At 70.7% G+C, this 19,567-nt stretch carries 13 protein-coding genes; 7 read left to right on the top strand and 6 right to left on the bottom strand.

Annotated features, from left to right (window positions below; genetic code table 11):
* Positions 1-221 precede the first annotated feature (221 nt).
* From AB0F81_RS06300 to AB0F81_RS06285, 4 genes are all read right to left on the bottom strand, one after another.
* On the bottom strand, positions 222-920 hold the full coding sequence (locus AB0F81_RS06300; protein WP_360191932.1) for a GNAT family N-acetyltransferase: 699 nt from the start codon (positions 918-920) through the stop codon (positions 222-224).
* The gene (locus AB0F81_RS06295) at positions 920-2,932 is read right to left on the bottom strand and encodes a M6 family metalloprotease domain-containing protein (RefSeq protein ID WP_360191833.1); all 2,013 of its coding nucleotides are present in this window, start codon (positions 2,930-2,932) and stop codon (positions 920-922) included. Before AB0F81_RS06295 ends, AB0F81_RS06300 begins: the two co-directional genes overlap by 1 nt.
* Positions 2,933-3,047: 115 nt before the next feature.
* Complete coding sequence (locus tag AB0F81_RS06290; protein WP_360191830.1) at positions 3,048-3,746, bottom strand: hypothetical protein; 699 nt, start codon at positions 3,744-3,746, stop codon at positions 3,048-3,050.
* Between the two features lie 625 nt (positions 3,747-4,371).
* A complete protein-coding gene (locus tag AB0F81_RS06285; protein WP_360191827.1) occupies positions 4,372-5,175 on the bottom strand; it encodes an SAM-dependent methyltransferase in 804 nt (267 codons plus the stop codon).
* Between the two features lie 221 nt (positions 5,176-5,396).
* Here AB0F81_RS06285 and AB0F81_RS06280 point away from each other — a divergent pair, with 221 nt between their 5' ends.
* From AB0F81_RS06280 to AB0F81_RS06260, 5 genes are all read left to right on the top strand, one after another.
* On the top strand, positions 5,397-6,158 hold the full coding sequence (locus AB0F81_RS06280) for an ABC transporter ATP-binding protein (RefSeq protein WP_360191824.1): 762 nt from the start codon (positions 5,397-5,399) through the stop codon (positions 6,156-6,158).
* A complete protein-coding gene (locus tag AB0F81_RS06275; protein ID WP_360191821.1) occupies positions 6,158-8,737 on the top strand; it encodes an FtsX-like permease family protein in 2,580 nt (859 codons plus the stop codon). Before AB0F81_RS06280 ends, AB0F81_RS06275 begins: the two co-directional genes overlap by 1 nt.
* A 64-nt stretch (positions 8,738-8,801) precedes the next feature.
* A complete protein-coding gene (locus AB0F81_RS06270) occupies positions 8,802-10,577 on the top strand; it encodes a CocE/NonD family hydrolase (protein WP_360191818.1) in 1,776 nt (591 codons plus the stop codon).
* A 265-nt stretch (positions 10,578-10,842) separates the two neighbouring features.
* Positions 10,843-11,979, top strand: a complete 1,137-nt coding sequence (locus AB0F81_RS06265; protein ID WP_360191815.1) for an FAD-dependent monooxygenase — start codon at positions 10,843-10,845, stop codon at positions 11,977-11,979.
* A 47-nt stretch (positions 11,980-12,026) separates the two neighbouring features.
* The gene (locus AB0F81_RS06260; RefSeq protein ID WP_360191812.1) at positions 12,027-13,571 is read left to right on the top strand and encodes a carboxylesterase family protein; all 1,545 of its coding nucleotides are present in this window, start codon (positions 12,027-12,029) and stop codon (positions 13,569-13,571) included.
* Positions 13,572-13,702: 131 nt separating this feature from the next.
* On the opposite strand, the gene AB0F81_RS06255 is transcribed toward AB0F81_RS06260, so the two are convergent.
* Together AB0F81_RS06255 and AB0F81_RS06250 are read right to left on the bottom strand one after the other, a co-directional pair.
* On the bottom strand, positions 13,703-14,851 hold the full coding sequence (locus tag AB0F81_RS06255; protein ID WP_360191809.1) for a cellulose binding domain-containing protein: 1,149 nt from the start codon (positions 14,849-14,851) through the stop codon (positions 13,703-13,705).
* Positions 14,851-16,224 (bottom strand): non-reducing end alpha-L-arabinofuranosidase family hydrolase, encoded by a 1,374-nt coding sequence (locus AB0F81_RS06250; RefSeq protein ID WP_360191806.1) that lies wholly within the window; start codon positions 16,222-16,224, stop codon positions 14,851-14,853. The genes AB0F81_RS06255 and AB0F81_RS06250 overlap by 1 nt, the downstream gene beginning before the upstream one ends.
* A 414-nt stretch (positions 16,225-16,638) precedes the next feature.
* On the opposite strand from AB0F81_RS06250, the gene AB0F81_RS06245 reads away from it, so the two are divergent.
* Positions 16,639-18,012 carry a non-reducing end alpha-L-arabinofuranosidase family hydrolase gene (locus AB0F81_RS06245; RefSeq protein ID WP_360191803.1) on the top strand — a complete coding sequence of 458 codons (1,374 nt, stop codon included), beginning with the start codon at positions 16,639-16,641 and terminating at the stop codon, positions 18,010-18,012.
* A 22-nt stretch (positions 18,013-18,034) separates the two neighbouring features.
* Positions 18,035-19,381, top strand: coding sequence for an endo-1,4-beta-xylanase (locus tag AB0F81_RS06240; protein WP_360191800.1), 1,347 nt, complete (start codon positions 18,035-18,037; stop codon positions 19,379-19,381).
* Positions 19,382-19,567: the final 186 nt, after the last annotated feature.

Here is a 19,567-nt window from a genome sequence, read left to right as displayed (position 1 = left end):
CGGTATCGGACGCTACGGGGCGGGAGGGCGCGGACGCGGCGAGAGCGGAAGCGGGCCGGGCCTGCGGCGAACTCGGGCTGCCCGGCGCCGCCGGGGGCCGTCGATCCGCCGGGTTCACGGCCGCCCACACCGTGACCCCCGACGCGGCCACGAGCACGGTGACGGCCGGCGCCATCAGGCGCCGCCGCAACCCGTTCAGCCTGACGCCCATCAGGGCGTGTTCACCCCCGAGTAAGGGCCACCAACGGCAGGTGGTCGGTCTCGCGGCATTCTGCCAGCAGCGGCCGCAGCGCGCTGTCGCCTTCGCGCACCGCCCCGCCCTCCATCCGGGCGAAGTAGCGCACCAGGAAGTCCCCGACGATCGCGCCCCGGATCCGGTCCGGCGCCGGGCTCACGGCCTCGGCGGCTTCGATGACCAGGAGCAGCAGGCCGGGCAGGCGTCCCGCACCCGGCATCAGCTCCGGCATCAGGTAGGGGATCGGCAGGCGGCGCGCGCCGAACCCCTCGTACAGCCGTAACCGCGCACCGCCGTCGCCGTAGTCGGCATCGGAGAAGCGGGGGTCGCCGGCCTCGGCGAGGACCACGTGCGGTTCGAGCTCCGCCCGCCATCGCGGCCCGGCGACCGCGACGAGCCGGCGGCCGATGCCCTGGCCGCGCCGGTCGGGCCGGACCGCGAAATAGCAGAGCAGCGCGGCCCGGATGTCGGCGAACCACTCCAGGAAGAGCGCGCCCACCGGCTCGCCGTCCGGCGTCACCGCGACCGCCCCGCGCAGCTCGTCAGCGGCGAGCACCCGCCGGAGCTTCTCGAACGGCTCGCGTTCGGCGGGCGGGAAGCTCGCCGCGATCACCGTGTCGTAGAGCTGCCGCAGTGTGCCGGCGTCGGAGTCCCCGTCGAGGAACCGGATCGAGACCGGCGGCATCACCGTCGCACCGTGCAGGAGATGGTGACCGTCGCCGCCGGATCGCTCTCCGAGGTGATGGTGACCGCCACCTTCGCAGCGCCCTTCACGTAGACCTCCGCCGAGGACGCGCGGCCGCCGGCCACGCCGATCACGGTACGGGGCAGCACCGCACCCGGCGCCGAGACCCGGAAGACGTCGGCGGCCCGGCTCGTGTTGCGCAGCGGCACCGTGCAGCGCGCCCAGCCGGAAGCGTCGGTGCGGGCCTTCGCCGCGGACGCCCTCACCCCGCGGGCGGACGGTCCGGCCCCGTCGAGCGAGCGCACCGCCACCTCGTACGACAGCACGCCCCTGCGATCCCGCTGCCGGTCCAGGACGTAGAAGTGCAGCCGGTTCGCCGTGTCCGCGTACTCGAAGAGGCTGCCCGACCCGGTGCCGGCGTGGAACAGCGCGTCGGAGAGCTGCCGGTAGTCGCCGATGGTCATCTTCTGGGGCGTGCCGTCCGGCAGCACGAAGTCGACCTTGTCGATGTCCTGCGGGTTGGCGTCGACGGTCCAGATGTACGGCGCGTCGTCCTCGTCCTTCGTCTTGGCCAGCAGCACACCGGAGTCCGGGGTGAACGAGTCGAAGCCCATCCGGTCGACCACTTCGAGCGTGTAGTTGTCGTATCCGCCGCCGTCGCAGTACGGATCCGTGGCCGGATCGCAGGCCGGGCTCCGGTCACCGCCGTCCATGGTCACGTTGATCCCGGCGAGCCGGCGCCCGGCGGGGTCGACCGCACGTGCCGTCACCCGCGTCACCACGACGCCGGACCGGGCGAGCGCGTCGCGGGACAGTTTCAGCACCGCGGCGTCGTCGACGATGCCGAGCTTCATCTTGTTGCGCAGCATGTGCTGGGCGCCCATCGACGACCCGGCGGTGCCCGGGATCAGCCAGCGGCTGTGCGGCCCACCGGGACCGTTGAACGTGCCGCGGCTCAGCATCTCCCACGGCCCGCTGTAGTCGCGGCGCGGCGGGACGGCGTACGGATTGTTGTAGTTGTCGCCGATGCCGAGGATGTGGCTGAACTCGTGCGCGTACGTCGACATGCCGGAGCTTTCCGCCTGCAGCGAGCTGCCGCGGGTGGCGTTCGGCCAGATGTTGGAGGAGGCCTGCCAGGAGGTCCAGTCGACGTATCGCGTCGCGTTCCAGTTCGGCAGCGCGTCGTCCGGCGGGCCGAACTCCTCGGTGACGTCCTCCCTGGTGGTGAACTTCATCTGGCCGAACTCCTGCCAGGTGGCCGACTCGTCCTGGCCGGCCGACAGGAAGAACACGAAGTCGTACGCCGCCGCCTCTTCCTCGCCGACCGCCGCGATCCAGGCGGCGCGAGCATCGGTACGCAGGTCACGCCCGCACTGGTCGTCGCTGGGGCACCCCATTCCGCGCTGCATGGAGTTCTCGATGCCGTACTCGTGGCTCTCGGCCGGCATCTGGTAGACGCCGAACGCGCTCAACTCGATGCCGTAGCGCCCGTTCGAGTCCTCCATCCAGTACTCGTGGATGGTGTGGCCCCGGTTCAGCGCACCCGGCTTGTTGAGGAAGTCCCGGTAGAACGCGGGAACCGCCGAGCGTTCCAGATTCTGTACGCCGGACGGGTTGCCGTAGATCGTGGAGTTCGCCGGCCGGGTGACCACGAACGGCTGGTTCGGATAGTCGACCAGCACGAGCGCGCCGTTGAAGTTGCGCACCGAGCCGCGCACCGCCGGGTTCGCCCAGTCGGTGCCCGGCACCGGCCGGTAGTCCGACCAGGTCATCGTGTCCGGCAGCTCGTACCGCTGGGGGTCGATCGGCTGCGGCGCGCCGCCCGGGCGTCCCAGCGTGGTGGCCGCCTCGTCGACCTGCCACGGCTGGGTCTGCGGCCAGTGCCGCGCCCGCCACGGCGTGTCCGGATCGGCGCCGGGCGGCGCGCCGGTCGCCGGTGTGGCAATGAGGGCCCCGGTCATCGCCAGTGCCGCCGCGGACAGGGCCGAGAGCAGGCGTCGCGCCGTCGTCATGGCGCCATCCTCGCAGAGCCATCGAGGTCTCTCAATGAGCAACCGTCGCGGCGGGCGGATGGGGGCGGCGGTCCAGGCGGCGCTGACCGCCCGCGATCCCCACGCAGGAGGAGCGTCAGCAGCGAGATGCCCTGGTCAAGCAGGGCGGCGGCGGCGACGTCGGCGGAGTGGGCCGATGGAGCCAGAAGACCGAGTTGTCCGGCTCGGGCCAGGCGTTCGGAATCTCCGGTGGGGTGTAGATGAGGGCGTTGTTCATCGCGTAGCAGGTCGGCTCAGTGGCGGTGTTCGTCCGCAGGTCCAGGCGGCCTTCGCCGTTGTGGTCGATCGAGACGGTCATCGTGGTGCGGTATTGCAGCTGCGGGCAGGCGTAGAGGTGGAGGCCGACCGGCTGGCCAGGGGCGAAACCGCCGAGATAGACGTGGATCGTCTCCCCTTGAGTGATCAAGTTCTTGAGCCACAGCGTCGGCACGCTGGCGCGGCGTACCTCGAACGTCGTGCTGACGGTTGTCCGTCCCTGGGCCGCGTGGACCTGGTAGCGACCGGTCGGGCTGCCCGGCGGCAGCAGGTATTCGATCTCGCTCAGGCTGTCCCAGTAGGCCTTGATCGTGAAGGTACTGCGGGTGCCGGTCGAGGTGGTGACGGTGACCGTGAGGTCGCGCGAGCCGTCGAAGCCCCCGAAACACAAGATCGGCGCCGTCGGGATCTCCACCACCGGCCGCACCCGGATGCGCGGCGGACCGTCGTCCCCCATGCCCGCGCAGCGCGAGCCGCCGCCGAGGAACAGGTCCAGTTGGGCGGGCACGCCCTCGGGCACCGGGCCGTGCTGTTCCAGCAACTCGTTCAGGTCGAGGGTCTGCGGCGGCGCGGCCGGACCGGAGGGGCCGGGATCCTGCGGCGGCCGTGACGGTCCGGCACCGGGCTGCGGGGAGCCCGGCCGTGGGGAACCCGGCCGTGGGGAGCCCGGCCGAGCGGAACCCGGCCGAGTGGAGCCCGACGGTTCCGGGCCGGGCGTGGCCACTGGTGGCGGATCCAGGAGGGAGGCCGGGGTCGGCGTGGGGGTCGTCTGGCGAGACGTGGCCGGCGTATCGCGTTCTGACGTCGCGGTAGCCGGGGCTGGAGAGGAAGGCGCCGCGACGACGGGTGGCACGGCTGCGGACGGGGCGCCGCCGGGGGTGGTTCCGGCGACGCGCATCGTGACGGCGGCGGCCACGGCCAGCACGATCCCGGCCGGGATCACGATGCGCCGGCGGTGCATCACGGCTTGCCGCCGGCCCGGTGGATTCCGGTCGGTTCCTCCGCGTCACCCGTCTGGACCATCGACTGCCCCCAACCGCTGCGTCGGATCGACGAGAGTCTAATCGTCGACGGCAAATCGAGACGCCAGCCCGGGCGAACGAGGAGCAGGCGTCCCGAGCCCGGCACCGGGCTCGGGCGTCAGATCAGGCTTTGCGGGCGACACCGCCGTAGTGCGGGACCGGCTCGGCGTGCTCGCTGCCGGCATCGGGACGCCAGCGCGAGCAGCTGACGACGCCGGGCTCGACAAGCTCGAGGTCGCCGAACAGGCGCCGGACCTGCTCGGCGCTGCGGAGCACCATCTTCGCCGCCGGGCCCTCGTTCCACAGGCGCAGCGCCTCGACCATCGTCTCCCCGTTGATCTCCGTGGTGGGATGCGAGATGGCCACGTAGCTTCCGCTGGGAAGCGCCTCGGCGAGCCGGGCGACCAGCGCGGCGGCCTCGTCGTCGTCGGGCACGAAGTTCAGGATGCCCAGCAGGGTGAGGGCGATCGGCCGGCTGAAGTCGATGGTCCTGCGGGCGCCCTCGATGATCGCTTCCGGCTCGCGCATGTCGGCGTCCAGGTAGTCGGTCCGGCCGTCCGGGTGGCTGGTCAGCAGGGCGCGGGCGTGGGCGAGCACCAGGGGGTCGTTGTCGACGTAGACCACCCGGCTGCTCGGGGCGATCGCCTGAGCCACCTCGTGCGTGTTGTTCGCGGTCGGGATGCCGGTACCGACGTCGAGGAACTGCCGGATGCCCACCTCGCCGGCCAGGTATCGAATGACCCGGCCCAGGTAGGCGCGGTCGGCGCGGGCCGACTCGACCATCTCGGGAACCATTTCCAGGATCTGGTCGGCGACCGCCCGATCGACGGCGAAGTTGTCCTTGCCGCCCAGCCAGTAGTTCCAGAGACGCGCGGAGTGCGGCACCCCGGTGTCCAGCTTCGAGATGGCGTTGCCCGACTCGGACACCGGTGTCCTCCGATTCGATACGGAACTGCTTGGCCAGAGACTATCGGGTGCGGTCGGCGAGCGTCACCCCGACCGTCCACTGACGACGGTCGAGCAACCTGGGTGTCAACGAGGCGACGATCTATACGCCGAGCTGGCACGCGGTGATTAGGCTTGAGTGCGCCACGGGGCTCCTCCCACACGCCGGGGCCGCCCATCAGCGTGTGCCGAAGGAGTGACGAGTGGATGCGACGGAGGTCGCCGCCCGCGCGACCGACCTGTACAAAACATACGGCAGCGGAGAGGCGCAGGTCATCGCCCTGCGCGGGGTGAACGTGGAGCTGCAGCGCAGCCACTTCACCGCCATCATGGGGCCCTCCGGGTCCGGCAAGTCGACGCTCATGCACTGCCTGGCCGGCCTGGACTCGGTGAGCCGCGGCCAGGTCTACATCGGCGACACGCAGGTCACCGGCCTCGGCGACGCCGGCCTGACCAAACTGCGCCGGGACAAGGTCGGCTTCGTCTTCCAGCAGTTCAACCTGCTGCCCACCCTCACCGCGGCGGAGAACATCCTGCTGCCGCTCTCCATCGCCGGTCGCAAGCCGGACCGGCAGTGGTACGACACGGTCATCGACACCGTCAACCTGCGTGACCGCCTCGACCACCGCCCCGCCCAGCTCTCCGGCGGGCAGCAGCAGCGCGTGGCCTGCGCCCGTGCCCTGGTCGGCCGGCCCGAGGTGGTCTTCGCCGACGAGCCCACCGGCAACCTCGACAGCCGCTCCGGCGCCGAGATCCTTTCCTTCCTGCGCGCGTCGGTGCGCGACTACGGCCAGACCATCGTCATGGTCACCCACGATCCGAACGCGGCGAGCTACGCCGACCGGGTCATCTTCCTCACCGACGGCCAGATCGTCGACGAGATGCGCGACCCCACCGCCGAAGCGGTGCTCGACCGCCTGAAGAGCCTGGACACTCCCGCCGCTGCCACTCAGAGCGAGCGCTGATGCTGCGCGCCAGCCTTCGCGGGCTGTTCTCCCGCAAACTGCGGCTGACCCTGGCGCTGGTGGCGATCCTGCTGGGCACGGGCTTCCTGTCCGGGGCATTCGTGCTCACCGACTCTCTCGGCGCCCGCTTCGAGAAGCTGTTCACCTCCATCAACCAGAACGTGGCCGTGCAGATCAGCGCGACCGAGGAATCGGCCGAGGACGGCGAGCCGCCGCTGCTGACCCGGGAGCAGCTCGACCGGCTGCGGGTCCCCGGCGCGGCGGCGGTCCAGGGCGACGTGAGCGCGCTCGGCGTGGTCCCGTTCGACGTCCGTGACGGTGACCCGGTCACCACCTCCGGGGCGCCGCAGATCGGCGGCGGGGTCACCGGCAACGACCCGTTCGCGCTGGTCGGCATCGCCGAAGGACGGTGGCCGACGCAGGCCGGTGAGACGGCGATCAGCCGCTTCACCGCCGAGCAGACGCATGCCACGGTCGGCGACCGGCTCAAGATCTACCTGCCACGGGTCAACGAGGCCCGGGAGTTCTCGGTGGTCGGCGTCGTCACGTACAGCGGCGACCGCGACTCGCTGGCCGGCGAGACGCTCGTGCTGTTGCCGGAGGCGCAGGCTCAAGAGATCTTCTACGGCCGGACCGGGGTGTACTCCGGTGCGTTCCTCGCCGCCGAGCCGGGCGTCTCGTCCGAGGAGCTGCGCGACCGGGTGGCCCCGCTGCTGCCCGCCGAGTTCGAGGCCATGACCGGGGAGCAGGCCAACGAGGAGCAGGCGAACGCGGTCAACGAGGGCCTGTCGCAGCTCAGCCGATACTTCTTCGGGCCGTTCGCGATCGTCGCGGTGCTCGTCGGCATCTTCCTGATCTTCAACACCTTCAACATCGTGGTCGCGCAGCGGGCCCGGGAGCTGGCCCTGATGCGCGCGATGGGCGCGAGCTGGGCGCAGGTCGCCGGCTCGGTGCTGGTCGAGGCCGTGCTGGTGGGGCTGGTCGGCGCCACCCTGGGCCTGCTGGCCGGCATCGCGCTGGGGTACGCGGGCAGCGCGCTGCTGACCGGCCTGCTCGGCGTCGACCTGCCGGGCGGCGGCGTGCGCGTCGGCGCGACCCCGATCGTGCTGGCGTACACGGTCGGGGTTCTCGTCACGGTCCTCTCGGCGCTCGTGCCGGCGGTGAAGGCGTCCAGGGTGCCGCCGCTGGCGGCGATGCGTGAGGTGGCCCGGCCGGACAAGCCGCTGCGGACGCTGTCGATCGTGGGCGCGGCGCTGGCCGTGCCGGGCGCCGCGCTGGTGGGTTTCGGCCTGACCGGTGCGGGCGACCTGACGCTGCCCGCGCTGCTGTTCGGTGTCGGGCTGGTCTTTCTCGGTGTGGCGCTGCTGTCGCCGCTGCTCACCCGGCCGCTGGCCGGCCTCATCGGCCGCGCCGTCGGCTGGGGGACAAGCGGCAAGCTGGGCGTGCGCAACGCGCTGCGCAACCCGCGGCGTACGGCGGTCACCGCGGCAGCCCTGATGATCGGGGTCACGCTGGTGAGCGCGGCCAGCGTGGTCGGCGCCTCGTTCAAGACCACCATCGACCAGCAGGTCAACTCGTCCATCGGCGCGGACGTCATCGTGCAGACCAACCAGACGCAGGGCCCGCCCGGCGGTGAGACCGGCTTCTCGGCGGCGGCGATGCAGCAGGTCCGCGAGCTGCCCGACGTGGAGCGCGCGCTGTCGCTGTTCGTCACCATCGACGCCGTGATCGAGGGACAGGCCAACCAGACGCTGGGGCTCGCCGCCGTCGATCAGGACTTCACGGTGGCGGCCGACATGTTCGGGATGAAGCCGGTCGCCGGCGATCTCGGCACGTTCGGCGAGGGCGAGTTCGTGACCGACGAGAACACCGCCGACGGACGCGGCTGGCAGGTCGGCGACCAGGTACCGATCACGCTGAGCAAGGGTGGTGAGCGGCGGTACCGGCTGGCCGGCACCTTCGAGAGCACGCCGATCCTGACCGGCACGCTGTTCCTGCCGCGGTCGGCGGTGGGCGACTTCACCGGGCCGCTGGCCAACCAGGGATACGTCGACCTCGCCGAGGGCGCCGACGCCGCGGCCGTCACCGAGCGGATCGAGCAGATCATGTCGGACTTCCCGCTCGTCACCGTCGGCGACCGGTCCAGCCTCGTGGAGCAGTTCAACTCGTTCGTCGACATCGCCCTGACGATCGTCATCGTGCTGCTCGGCCTGGCGATCCTCATCGCCCTGCTGGGGATCCTGAACACGCTGCTGCTGAGCATCTACGAGCGGACCCGCGAGCTGGGCATGCTGCGGGCGGTCGGGCTCAGCCGGTTCGGTGTGATGCGCATGGTCGGCACCGAGTCGGTCGTGATGGCCGTCTTCGGCTGCCTGCTGGGGATCGTGGTCGGGCTGGGGCTCGGGGTCGCCCTGTCCGCGGCCTTGATCGACATCGACTTCCTCAGCACGATCTCCGTGCCGTGGGTCAGCCTGGCGGTGTTCGTCCTGATCGCGGCACTCGCCGGGGTGGCCGCCGCGCTGTGGCCGGCCTGGCGGGCGTCGCGGCTCAACGTGCTGGAGGCCATCGCCTACGAGTAATCCACACCCGGGCACGCTAGCGTCGGGGTCTTGCAGAGATGTCGGTCTATCTCTTGGAGGCTCAGTGCGCGTACGCAGTCGGACAGCAGCAGCCGCGTTGATCACGGTTGCGACTCTCGCGGTGGGTGGCCCGGCGGCCGCCGCCGCCCCGGCGCCGGCCCCGGCGGGCGTCACCCACGAGGAGAACCCCCGCGTGCCGGAGGGCGCGGTGTGGACGGAGGCCTACTTCCCCTCCGCCGACAACAGCGGCGTCGAACTCCACGCCGACGTCCTCCGGCCGGCGAACCTGCCGTCGCACGCCCGGACGCCGGTGATCCTCGCCGTCGGCCCGTACTTCAGCCACGCCGGCCAGACCGGGCCGGAGGGGTGGCCCCGGACCGGCCCGTCCAGCCGGTTCGCGGACTTCACCAGCGGCACGGACCTCTTCGCCCGCGGCTACACCTACGTCATGGTCGACCTGCGTGGCTTCGGCGGGAGCACCGGCTGCCTCGACTGGGCCGGACCGGGCGAGCAGGCGGACGTGAAGGCCGCGATCCAGTGGGCGGCGACCCAGCCGTGGTCGACGGGCAAGGTGGGCATGTACGGCAAGTCGTACGACGCCGTCACCGGGCTCATCGGCAACAACCTGCGCCAGCGGGCACTGAAAGCCGTCGTGGCCCAGGAGCCGGTGTGGAACATGTACAACTACCTGTTCAGCAACGAGGTGCCCCGGCCCAACGTGACCGGCACTCCGAACGCCTACAACGGCATCGCCACGCTGGCGCCGCTGCCCGACGACACCGAGCGCTACCGGGCCAACGCGGCGTACGAGCAGAGCCACCCCGAGTGCCTGGCCGACAACCTCACCAACAACAACAATCCTGACCTCGACTCGCCCTACTGGCGCGCCCGCAACCTCGCGGCGCAGGCGAGGGGCACGAGCACCCCGCTCTTCGTCACACAGGGCTTCATCGAGAACAACACCAAGCCCGAGGACATGGAGGAATACCTCGACAACCACCACGGCGTCGAGCGGGGCTGGCTCGGGCAGTGGGAGCACGTCCGCGGCAACGAGACGAACGAGCAGGGCCAGCTGCTCATGGGCCGGGCCGGGTTCTTCGACGAGGTCATGCGCTTCTACGACCGTTACCTGAAGGGCGCCAGGCCGTCGGTCCACGACCCGGCTTACGCCATCGAGGACAACACCGGCGAGTGGCGCGCACAGCCCACCTGGCCGGCGCCGTCGTCGTACACCACGGCGACCCTGTCGAACGGAACGTACGTCGACGACGGCATCGCCTCGACGCTGACCGTACCGGCCGGCCAGCAGTGGGACATGGAGCACTTCACCGATCCCGCCCCGCCCGCCGGTCTGCGCCTCGCGCCCGGCGACGCAAGCAGCTACTTCAGCTGGTCCACGCCGGTCACGTCCCGGCTGCGGATCACCGCCACCCCGCGGATCACGATGAACGCGAACGCGCCGGGCAACGTCATGGTGCGGCTGTGGGACGTCGCCCCGGACGGGACCGCGGTGATGTTCGACGAGAACGTCGCGCTGATCGAACGGGCGGGCCGCGTCGCGTTCGACCTGAAATCCACCGACTGGACCTTTGAGGTGGGTCACCAGCTGGGGGTTCAGATCGGGACGATCGGCAGCGGGAGCTGGCGCGACACCCCGAGCGGCAACACCATCGAGGTCACCCGCGCGCGGCTGGGCCTCGCGCTGCAGAACCCGCGGTTCGACGTGCCGACCCAGGGCGATCGCTCACCCTTCCTCGACACCTACCTGAGGCAGTACACCCGCACGCTCACCGACGTCGGCGAGGGGACCTTCCCGCTCGCCCTCCGCAGCCGGCCCTGACGAGCCGGCGACGGGGACTGCCCGGCCCCGCGACCGGCCGGGCGGTCCCGCCAACCACTACTTGTGAGCCTGCGTTCGGTGGTGGCCGTCTGGCGGCGGTACTGACCGTGGTGAGCAGCGCGGGTCGGGCGCCACCCGAGTTCTGGGCGCGGCCCGTACGTCAGGTGACGTAGCGGCGGCTGCGTCACCTGGGCGACGCGCCGGGGCTGTGCATCGGTGACCGTGAATCGTCATCGGAGCAGCCGATCGGCGAAGCGGGGCAGCCATGGACGTGATCATCGTAGGTGCGGGTGTCGGGGGTCTTGCCCTGGCCGCCGGCCTGTCCGCGGACGGGCACGGCGTCCGGGTCCTGGAGCGGGCGCCGAGCCTGCGTACCGACGGGGCCGCGGTCACCGTGTACAGCAACGGCGCGGCCGCGGCGGCCGGCCTCGGCGTGCCGCTCGACGGGCTGGGCCGGGTCATCGAGACACTCGACCTCTGCTCCTCGAACGGGCACCCGTTCGCCCGGGCGGACCTGCGGTTACTGCGCCGGCGTACCGGCTTCGGCGTGGCCACCGTCCCGCGCGCCGACCTGCTCCGGCGGCTCGCCGCCGGATTGCGGCCCGGCGTCGTGACACCCGGCTGCGAGGTGGTCGGCGTGACGGCCGGGCCGGACGGGGTGACGGTCACTGATGCCCGCGGCGACCGGCACACCGCCGACGTGGTGGTGGGCGCCGACGGGTATCGCTCGGCGGTCCGCGGCGCGGTGCTGGGCGATGCCGGCGCGGCCCGCAACGGCTGGGTGAGCTGGCAAGGGCTCACCGCCGTACCGCTGGAGCTCACCGGCGGGTCCCGCGCGATCTGCCTGGTCGGCCCGGCTGGTCTGTGCGGCCTGATGCCGGCCGGCGCCGGACTGCTGCAATGGTGGTTCGATGTGCCGCCGCCCGGACCGGGTACCGCCCCGGTCGGCGAGTGGCTGCGGGACCGGTTCGCCGGGTACGCCGAACCGGTCCGCACACTGCTGACCTCGGTGAGTGCCGCCGACATCGGACGGTATCCGCACGTGGTGCACCGCGTCCCGGCGCGCTGGGGTAGCGGAGCGGTCACCCTGCTCGGCGACGCGGCACACGCCTTCCCGCCGTCGCAGGCGCAGGGCGCCAATCAGGCCCTGGAGGACGCCTGGACGTTGCGGTGTGCCCTGCGTACACCGGGCGATCCGGTGCCGCAGCTGCGCCGGTACGAGCGCGCTCGTACCCGCCGGGTGCGGCCCATCGCCCGGCTCGCGGCTAGCGAGGTGACCAACCGCCCGCCGACCGTGGTGGGCCGGCTCGCCGGCCGCGTGCTGTCGCCCGGCATGGTCGCCCGCCTGCAGCTGGCGATGATCCGCCGGTGCAGCAGCGTGCTGAACGAGGAGTCGGTGTGACGGCACACCGCACCCGGAGAACCCTCCGCAGGAAAGGACGCCACACCATGACACTCTGGATCAGCGGCCTGCTGGCGGCCGTCCTCGCCGCCGCGCCCGTCGCCGCCTCCGGCGCGGACGACGGCCACGCCGTCGTCCGAACTGCCGCCGGCGCGGTGCGCGGTCTCGTCACGGCGGACCATCGCATCTTCCACGGTGTTCCGTACGCCGCCGCGCCGGTCGGTGCGCTGCGGCTGCGGGCGCCGCGGCCGCGTCCACCCTGGTCCGGGGTCCGGCAGGCGGTGAAGCCGGCGCCGATCTGCCCGCAGACGTACGCGTACCCGCCCGGCGCCCCGACGCGGTACGACGGTTCCGAGGACTGCCTGTACCTCAATGTGCACGTGCCGCGTGACGCCGGCCGCCGGTTGCCGGTCATGGTCTTTCTGCACGGGGGCAACTCCGGCGCGGGCAGCCACTACGACCCCCGGCCGGTCACCGGGGCGGGGAACGTGATCGTCGTGACGGTCAACTACCGGCTGGGCGCCCTCGGGTTCCTGCTGCATGACGCCCTGCCCGACCCGTACGCCGGCAACCTCGCCCTCGCCGATCAGCAGGCCGCCCTTCGCTGGGTGCGCACCGAAATCGCGGCCTTCGGCGGCGACGCGGGCAACGTGACCCTGTGGGGCGAGTCGTTCGGCGGCTTCGGGGTGTGCGCCAACCTCGCCTCACCGTCGGCGCGCGGGCTGTTCGACAAGGCCGTCGTGCAGAGCGCCTCCTGCGGCAACCACGTCGTCACCCGCGCGGAGGCCGTCCGGCGTGGCCACCGCGCGGTGGCGGCACTCGGCTGCGACCGGGCGCCCGACGTCGCCGCGTGCCTGCGTGCCCTGCCGGCGGAGCGGATCGCCGCCCTGCCGAACACCGCCACGCACCAGCGCGACATCGCCGCGGCGATGCCCTGGTTCTACACCGCGGGTACGCCGGCGCTGCCCCGGCAGCCGCTGCACGCCGCCCGGACCGGCCTGATCCACGGGGTACCGCTGATTCACGGGGGTACTCGCGACGAGATGCGCGGCGTCCTCGCCCGGCTGCTGAACCTCGAACAGAACACGATGACCGCCGACCGATACCGGAGCATCGTCCACGACCGGTACGGCCGGGACGCTGTCACGGTGCTGAACCGATATCCGGCAGCCCGGTACGCGACGCCGAGTCTCGCGCTGGCGACGTTGCAGACCGATGAGGGCCGCACGATGGGCACCTGCAGCCAATGGCCCTTCAACACCGCCCACCGCGCGCCGGTGTACGCCTACGAGTTCGCTGAGGACTCCGGCGACACCCTGGGCGACCTGCCGCTGGGCGCCTCACACGGGGACGACGTCCGGTACTTCTTCGACTCGTACCTGCCCGGCGTGCCGGCGGAGGACACCGACCCGGGGCTCACCGCCGAGCTGATCGGCCGGTGGACGGCCTTCGCGCACACCGGGCGGCCCGGTCCCGGCTGGGCACCGGACCGGCCGGGCACGGCGTTGTCGCTGTCCAGCGCCGAGGTCCGGCCGGTGAATGTGTACCGGCAGCATCAGTGCCGGTTCTGGCGGCCGCTGCTACCACGGTGATCCGGCGTAGCCCGCGGCGCCGCGTATGCCGTGCCGTCTTCTCGGCTCGGCATTTGTCACTCGGTCGGGGCTCACGACCCTGGTCGAGGTGCGGTCGGGGGCGCCGGTACGGGCGCCCCCGACCAGCGGCCTCAGCTCGCGGTGCAGGTGACCGTGGCGCCGCCGCCGGTTCCGGTGCCCTGGAAACCGAAGGTGGTGCTCTGGCCGGGTGACAGCCGGCCGTTGTAGCCAGCGTTCGTGACAATGTTGGTGCCGGTGGCGACAGCGTTCCAGAGCGAACTGATCGACGCCCCGCCCGGCAGGCCCAGGGCGACCCGCCAGCCGTTCACCGCGGCGGTCCCGGCGGTCACGGTCACCGAGGCGACGAAGCCACCGTTCCACTGGTCCTGCACCGAGTACGCCGCGGAGCAGGCCGACGGCGGCGGGGTCGTCGGTGTGCCGCCGTCGAGGGTCAGGTTCTTCTGCCGGACCTGCCATTGTGTGCCGCACAGGCCGCAGTTCGCGCCGACGAAACTGCCGCCCGCGGTGGTGTCACCCTTGAGCCGCCACTTGAGGTAGAGGACCGCCACTCGGGCGAACTCGCCGCCGTTGACCTGGTCGTAGGTGCCGCCGTGGCCGACGTTCAGGTTGCCCATGAAGGCGGGCAGTCCGGCGGGGAGTTTGTTCCAGTCGTCCATCGCATTCGGGTACGCGATGTCGCCGGGCCCGCCGATGAAGTACGCGATCGGCTTGGTCAGCCTCCGGAGCTGGTAGTCGTCGGCGTCGTTGAGCAGACCGCTGCTGAAGATGGTGGTCGTGGTGACTCGCGGGTCGCCGGAGACGGCGTACGCCTCCAGTCCGCCGCAGGAGAAGCCACCGGCGGCGATCCGGGTTGTGTCGAGCCGGCCGTAGTACTTGCCGCCGACCCGGGAGTTCTCCGCGACGGCCCAGTTGATCGACTGGGTGAGCTGCTGGGCCGTCGTGGAGCCGGAGCCGTTCGGGGCGCCGTTGGCGATCGCCAGGAAGCCGTGCGAGGCGATCTCGCGCAGGAAGTTCTGCTGCGACAGGCCGTTGCCCGAGCAGCCGCCGTTGCCCCAGACGAAGACGGGCATCCGCTCGGCCGGCAGGTTTTGCGGCCGGTAGATGGTGTGGTTGGGCAGGCCGGACGAGGTCTCGTAGTCGGCCGGGTACGGGCCCGACCCGCCGACGGCGGCCTGGGCCGGGGCCGCCCCGAGCGCCAGGAGCGCGGCGGTGACCGAGACGACGGCGGTGACCAGGGAGGTGCGGGCGCGGCGGCCCATCAGCGTTGCCTGGTCAGCAGGGCCGGCCGCCAGGGCAGCTGGTCGTAGGGGACGTTCACGCTGGGGTTCTTGCCCTGGTAGAGCAGCTGCAGGTTGCACGGGTCGACGGTCTTGGTCTGGTCCGGATTGGTGCGGACCAGGTCACCGTGGCTGATGTCGTTGGTCCAGGTGGCGCCGGCGTTGGCCTTGCCCGCGAACGGGTTGCTCTCGGTGGCGGCGTTGGGGGTCCACGTTCCGCCGAGGCTGGTGGCGGTGAACGAGCGGAAGTAGCGTCCCTGGCTACCGATCGCCTCGACCAGCATCAGGTACTGGTTCTGGCCGGCGACCTTGTAGACCTCGACACCCTCGAACAGGTTCTCCCGGGTGTCACTCATGATCTGGGTGTACGAGGAGCCGAAGCTGCCCGGGAAGTTGCCGATCGGCATGCTCTGCCGGTAGATCCTGCCGTTGTCACCGGCGAAGAACAGGTACATGTTCTGGCCGTCACCGATCACCGTCTGATCGATCACGCCGTACGGGGCGTCGGCGATGGAGGCGGTCGACAGGGTCTGCGGCGCGGACCAGCCGTTGGCGTTGGTGGGGTCGCTGGAGGTCTTGTAGCTGAACGAGGTCGGGCCCCACTGGTACGCCAGGATCCAGACGTTCTTCGGCGCGAAGTAGAACAGGGTGGGCGCCACGGTGCCCTGGCTCATCGCGTTCTGCCCGGCGGTTGCCATGTCGGACCAGTTCGTGAACGGGGTGAAGTTCATCGAGCCGTACCCGGAACTGGAGACGTTCGAGGCGTAGACCAGGTGCTTGCCGTTGTGGACGACGTTGGTGAAGTCCTTCAGCGACAGCCACCCCGACCTGGGTTCGGCGAGCGGACCCGTCGACGTCCAGCGGTAGGACGAGGGCAGCGTGCACGTCGGCGGCGGGGGTGAGGACGACGGCGGGGTGGACGGCGGTGTCGAGGGCGTGGTGCCGCCGGTGCAGGCGACGCCGTTGAGGGCGAAGCTCGCCGGTACGGGGTTGCTGCCGTTCCACGTTCCGTTGAAGCCGAACGAGACGGTCCCGTTCGTCATGACGGCGCCGTTGTAGCTCACGTTCTTCGCCGTCACGGCCGGGCCGTTCTGCGTCAGGGTGGTGTTCCACGCCTGCGTGACCGTTTGCCCGGCATCGTACGACCAGGTCAGAGTCCAGCTGGACAGCGGATCACCCAGGTTGGTGATGGTCACGTCGGCGTTGAATCCGCCCTGCCACTGCGACGACACGGTGTATTTCACCGCGCAGCCGGTTGCCGCGGCATCGGCCGGCATGGCCACGACGACCGCCGACGAGGCCAGCAGGGCGGCGCCGGCCGACACCAGGCCGGCCCGGGCTCTTCTCGACATCATGGTTCTCTCCTGAGGGGGATGGCGGGGATGCGTGTGCAGCGGTCAATGCTTTTGCCGTAAACAGTTGTTTTCGGCAGGTTACGGGAGCGCTCCCAAAGCCTCAATGGTGTCAGTGTTGAAGAAAATGGCCTCGAAAAAGTGTTACGCGGGGAACGTCATCGAAGTCGAGGGTTGTCGGTCATTTCGGCGACGGAGACGCAGCCCTGTTGCGCGGCAGGTCATGGGCGCCGTACCCGCTCTTTGGAATCAATTCAGGCGGGCCTTAAATGTTATGCGGGCGGGTGCCGCCTGGTCGGTGGACTGATTCCTTGAAAGGAATGGGAGCGCTCCCGTAGCCTGCGGTCAACGGCTGCTCAATCTACAAGCGATCTTTCCCCGAGGTCAGTCAGCCGTGATCCCCGTCAGGAGAGAAGCATGCGCAAATTCAGAGCCGCCGCTGTCAGTGGCGTTCTGCTGGCCGGCTCGGCGGCTGCTGCCGTGACGCTGCCCGCCTCCGCCGCCGCCGGCTGCTCGGTGAACTACGCGGTCTCGTCGCAGTGGCAGGGCGGCTTCGGCGCCGCCGTCACCGTCACCAACCTCGGCGACGCCGTCAACGGATGGACGCTCACCTGGTCCTACACCGCCGGTCAGCAGGTGACCCAGTTCTGGAACACCGACCTCACGCAGTCCGGCGCCGCTGTGACGGCCCGCAACGTCGGCTACAACGCGGTGATCGCCACCAACGGCAGCGTCTCGTTCGGGTTCAACGGCTCGCAGACCGGCAGCAACCCGGCACCGGCGGCGTTCGCCCTCAACGGCGTCGCCTGCACCGGCGACACCACGCCTTCGACACCGCCGTCCACTCCGCCGTCGTCCTCACCCCCGCCGCCGACGTGCACGCTGCCCTCGTCCTACCGCTGGACGTCGACCGGTCCGCTGGCGCAGCCGAAGTCCGGCTGGGCTTCTCTCAAGGACTTCACCATCGCCCCCTACCAGGGCAAGCAGCTGGTGTACGCCACCACCCACAGCAGCAGCGCCACCGGTGGCTGGGGTTCGATGAACTTCGGTCTCGTCGACAACCTCAACCAGCTCGGCTCGGCCAGCCAGAACACCATGAACCAGAGCACCGTCGCGCCGTCGCTGTTCTACTTCGCGCCGAAGAACATCTGGATCCTCGCCCACCAATGGGGTCCGACGTCGTTCTCGTACCGCACGTCGACCAACCCGGCCAACGCCAACAGCTGGTCGGCCCCGCAGCCCCTGTCGACCGCGAGGATCACCGACTCCACCACTGGCGTGATCGACCAGACGATCATCGGCGACGACCAGAACATGTACCTCTTCTTCGCCGGCGACAACGGCAGGATCTACCGCCAGATCATGCCGATCGGCAACTTCCCGGGCAGCTTCGGCTCCAACTACACGACGATCATGAGCGACACCTCGGAGAACATCTTCGAGGCGCCGCAGGTCTACAAGGTGCAGGGCCGCAACCAGTACCTGATGATCATCGAGGCCAGGACCAGCTCCTGGGAGCGCTACTTCCGCTCCTTCACGGCGACCAGCCTGAGCGGCACCTGGACCCCGAACGCGGCGACCTACAACAACCCGTTCGCGGGCAAGGCCAACAGCGGCGCCACCTGGACCAACGACATCAGCCACGGTGAGCTCCTCCGTACCAGCGCCGACCAGACCATGACCATCGACCCCTGCAACCTGCAGCTGCTCTACCAGGGACGATCCCCCAGCTCCGGTGGCGACTACGGTCTGCTGCCCTACCGTCCCGGCCTGCTCACCCTCCGTCGATAACCCCGGAAAGGTTCCGTTCACCATGCGCATCCCCAGGAACGGCCGCTTCGCCCTGTTCTCCGGAGCCCTCGCCACCGTCCTCGTCGCCGCCGGTGTCGCCGTGACCGGCTCCGCCGAGGCGGCCACCACCCTCGGCGCCTCCGCCGCACAGACCGGCCGCTACTTCGGCGTCGCCACCAGCGCGTTCCGGCTCTCCGACACGAACTACATGACGATCCTCAACCGCGAGTTCAACTCGATCGTCGCCGAGAACGACATGAAGTGGGACGCCACCGAACCGCAGCAAGGCCGCTTCAACTACACCAACGGCGACCGGCTGGTCAGCCACGCCCAGAGCCGGGGCATGACCGTACGCGGCCACACCCTGCTCTGGCACGCCCAGCAGCCCTCCTGGGCGCAAGGACTGTCCGGCAGCGCCCTGCGCAACGCCGCGATCAACCACGTCACCCAGGTCGCCACCCACTTCCGCGGGAAGATTCACTCCTGGGACGTGGTGAACGAGGCGTTCGCCGACGGTGGCAGCGGCGGCCGCCGTGACTCCAACCTGCAGCGCACCGGCAACGACTGGATCGAGGCCGCCTTCCGCGCCGCACGGGCCGCCGACCCGGGCGCCAAGCTCTGTTACAACGACTACAACACCGACGGCATCAACGCGAAGTCCACCGGCATCTACAACATGGTCCGTGACTTCAAGTCCCGCGGTGTGCCGATCGACTGCGTCGGACTGCAGTCCCACCTGGGCACCACGCTGGACTCCACCTACCAGCAGAACATCCAGCGGTTCGCCGACCTCGGCGTCGACGTCCAGATCACCGAACTCGACGTCCAGCAAGGCGGCAACCAGGCCAACATCTACGCCTCGGTCACCCGAGCCTGCATGGCCGTGGCCCGCTGCACCGGCATCACCGTCTGGGGCCTGCGCGACCCTGAGTCCTGGCGTACCGGCGCGAACCCGCTGCTGTTCGACGGCAACGGCAACAAGAAGGCCGCGTACACCGCGGTCCTCAACGCCCTGAACGCGGGCGGCCCGACGACACCCGGCTCACCCTCGCCCTCCGCCTCCTCGCAGCCGCCGCTTCCCGGCGGATGCAGCGCCCGCGTGACGCTCAACTCGTGGAACGGCGGCTACACCGCCACCATCCGGGTGACCGCCGGTTCGGCAGCGCTCAACGGCTGGACCGTCGGCGTCACCATCCCGTCCGGCGGTGCGGTGACCAGCGCCTGGAACGCCACGAACACCGGCACCACCGGCCAGGTGACCTTCCGCAACGTCAGCTACAACGGCCAGGTCCCGGCCGGCGGCTACACCGAGTTCGGCTTCCAGGGCACCGGCACCGGGCCCACCGCCACCCCCTCCTGTACCGCCTGAGGAAATCGAGACCGGCCGCCGCGCTTGCGGCGGCCGGCACCTCGTCGCCACCCAGACTGCACGGTGTCCGCGAGGCCGTCCTCGTCGTCTGACGGATCGCCTGCTCTACCGTCATGCCATTCGACGGACGGGACGTCGAATCGCCGGACCAGCAATAGTCCCGGCAGGAGCCCTGGGCTCGGGACG

Origin of the sequence: Actinoplanes sp. NPDC024001 (assembly GCF_040638955.1) — a bacterium.
In the GTDB taxonomy this organism is placed as follows: domain Bacteria; phylum Actinomycetota; class Actinomycetes; order Mycobacteriales; family Micromonosporaceae; genus Actinoplanes.
Note: the sequence above shows the minus strand (reverse complement) of the source record. Positions and strands in the feature narration are given on the sequence as shown.

Bases quoted from the DNA above. Each gene is read 5' to 3' on its own strand.
- AB0F81_RS06300 (WP_360191932.1), bottom strand. From the start codon at position 920: ATGCCGCCGGTCTCGATCCGGTTCCTCGACGGGGACTCCGACGCCGGC.
- AB0F81_RS06295 (WP_360191833.1), bottom strand. From the start codon at position 2,932: ATGACGACGGCGCGACGCCTGCTCTCGGCCCTGTCCGCGGCGGCACTG.
- AB0F81_RS06275 (WP_360191821.1), top strand. From the start codon at position 6,158: ATGCTGCGCGCCAGCCTTCGCGGGCTGTTCTCCCGCAAACTGCGGCTG.
- AB0F81_RS06265 (WP_360191815.1), top strand. From the start codon at position 10,843: ATGGACGTGATCATCGTAGGTGCGGGTGTCGGGGGTCTTGCCCTGGCC.
- AB0F81_RS06260 (WP_360191812.1), top strand. From the start codon at position 12,027: ATGACACTCTGGATCAGCGGCCTGCTGGCGGCCGTCCTCGCCGCCGCG.
- AB0F81_RS06255 (WP_360191809.1), bottom strand. From the start codon at position 14,851: ATGGGCCGCCGCGCCCGCACCTCCCTGGTCACCGCCGTCGTCTCGGTC.
- AB0F81_RS06250 (WP_360191806.1), bottom strand. From the start codon at position 16,224: ATGATGTCGAGAAGAGCCCGGGCCGGCCTGGTGTCGGCCGGCGCCGCC.
- AB0F81_RS06245 (WP_360191803.1), top strand. From the start codon at position 16,639: ATGCGCAAATTCAGAGCCGCCGCTGTCAGTGGCGTTCTGCTGGCCGGC.
- AB0F81_RS06240 (WP_360191800.1), top strand. From the start codon at position 18,035: ATGCGCATCCCCAGGAACGGCCGCTTCGCCCTGTTCTCCGGAGCCCTC.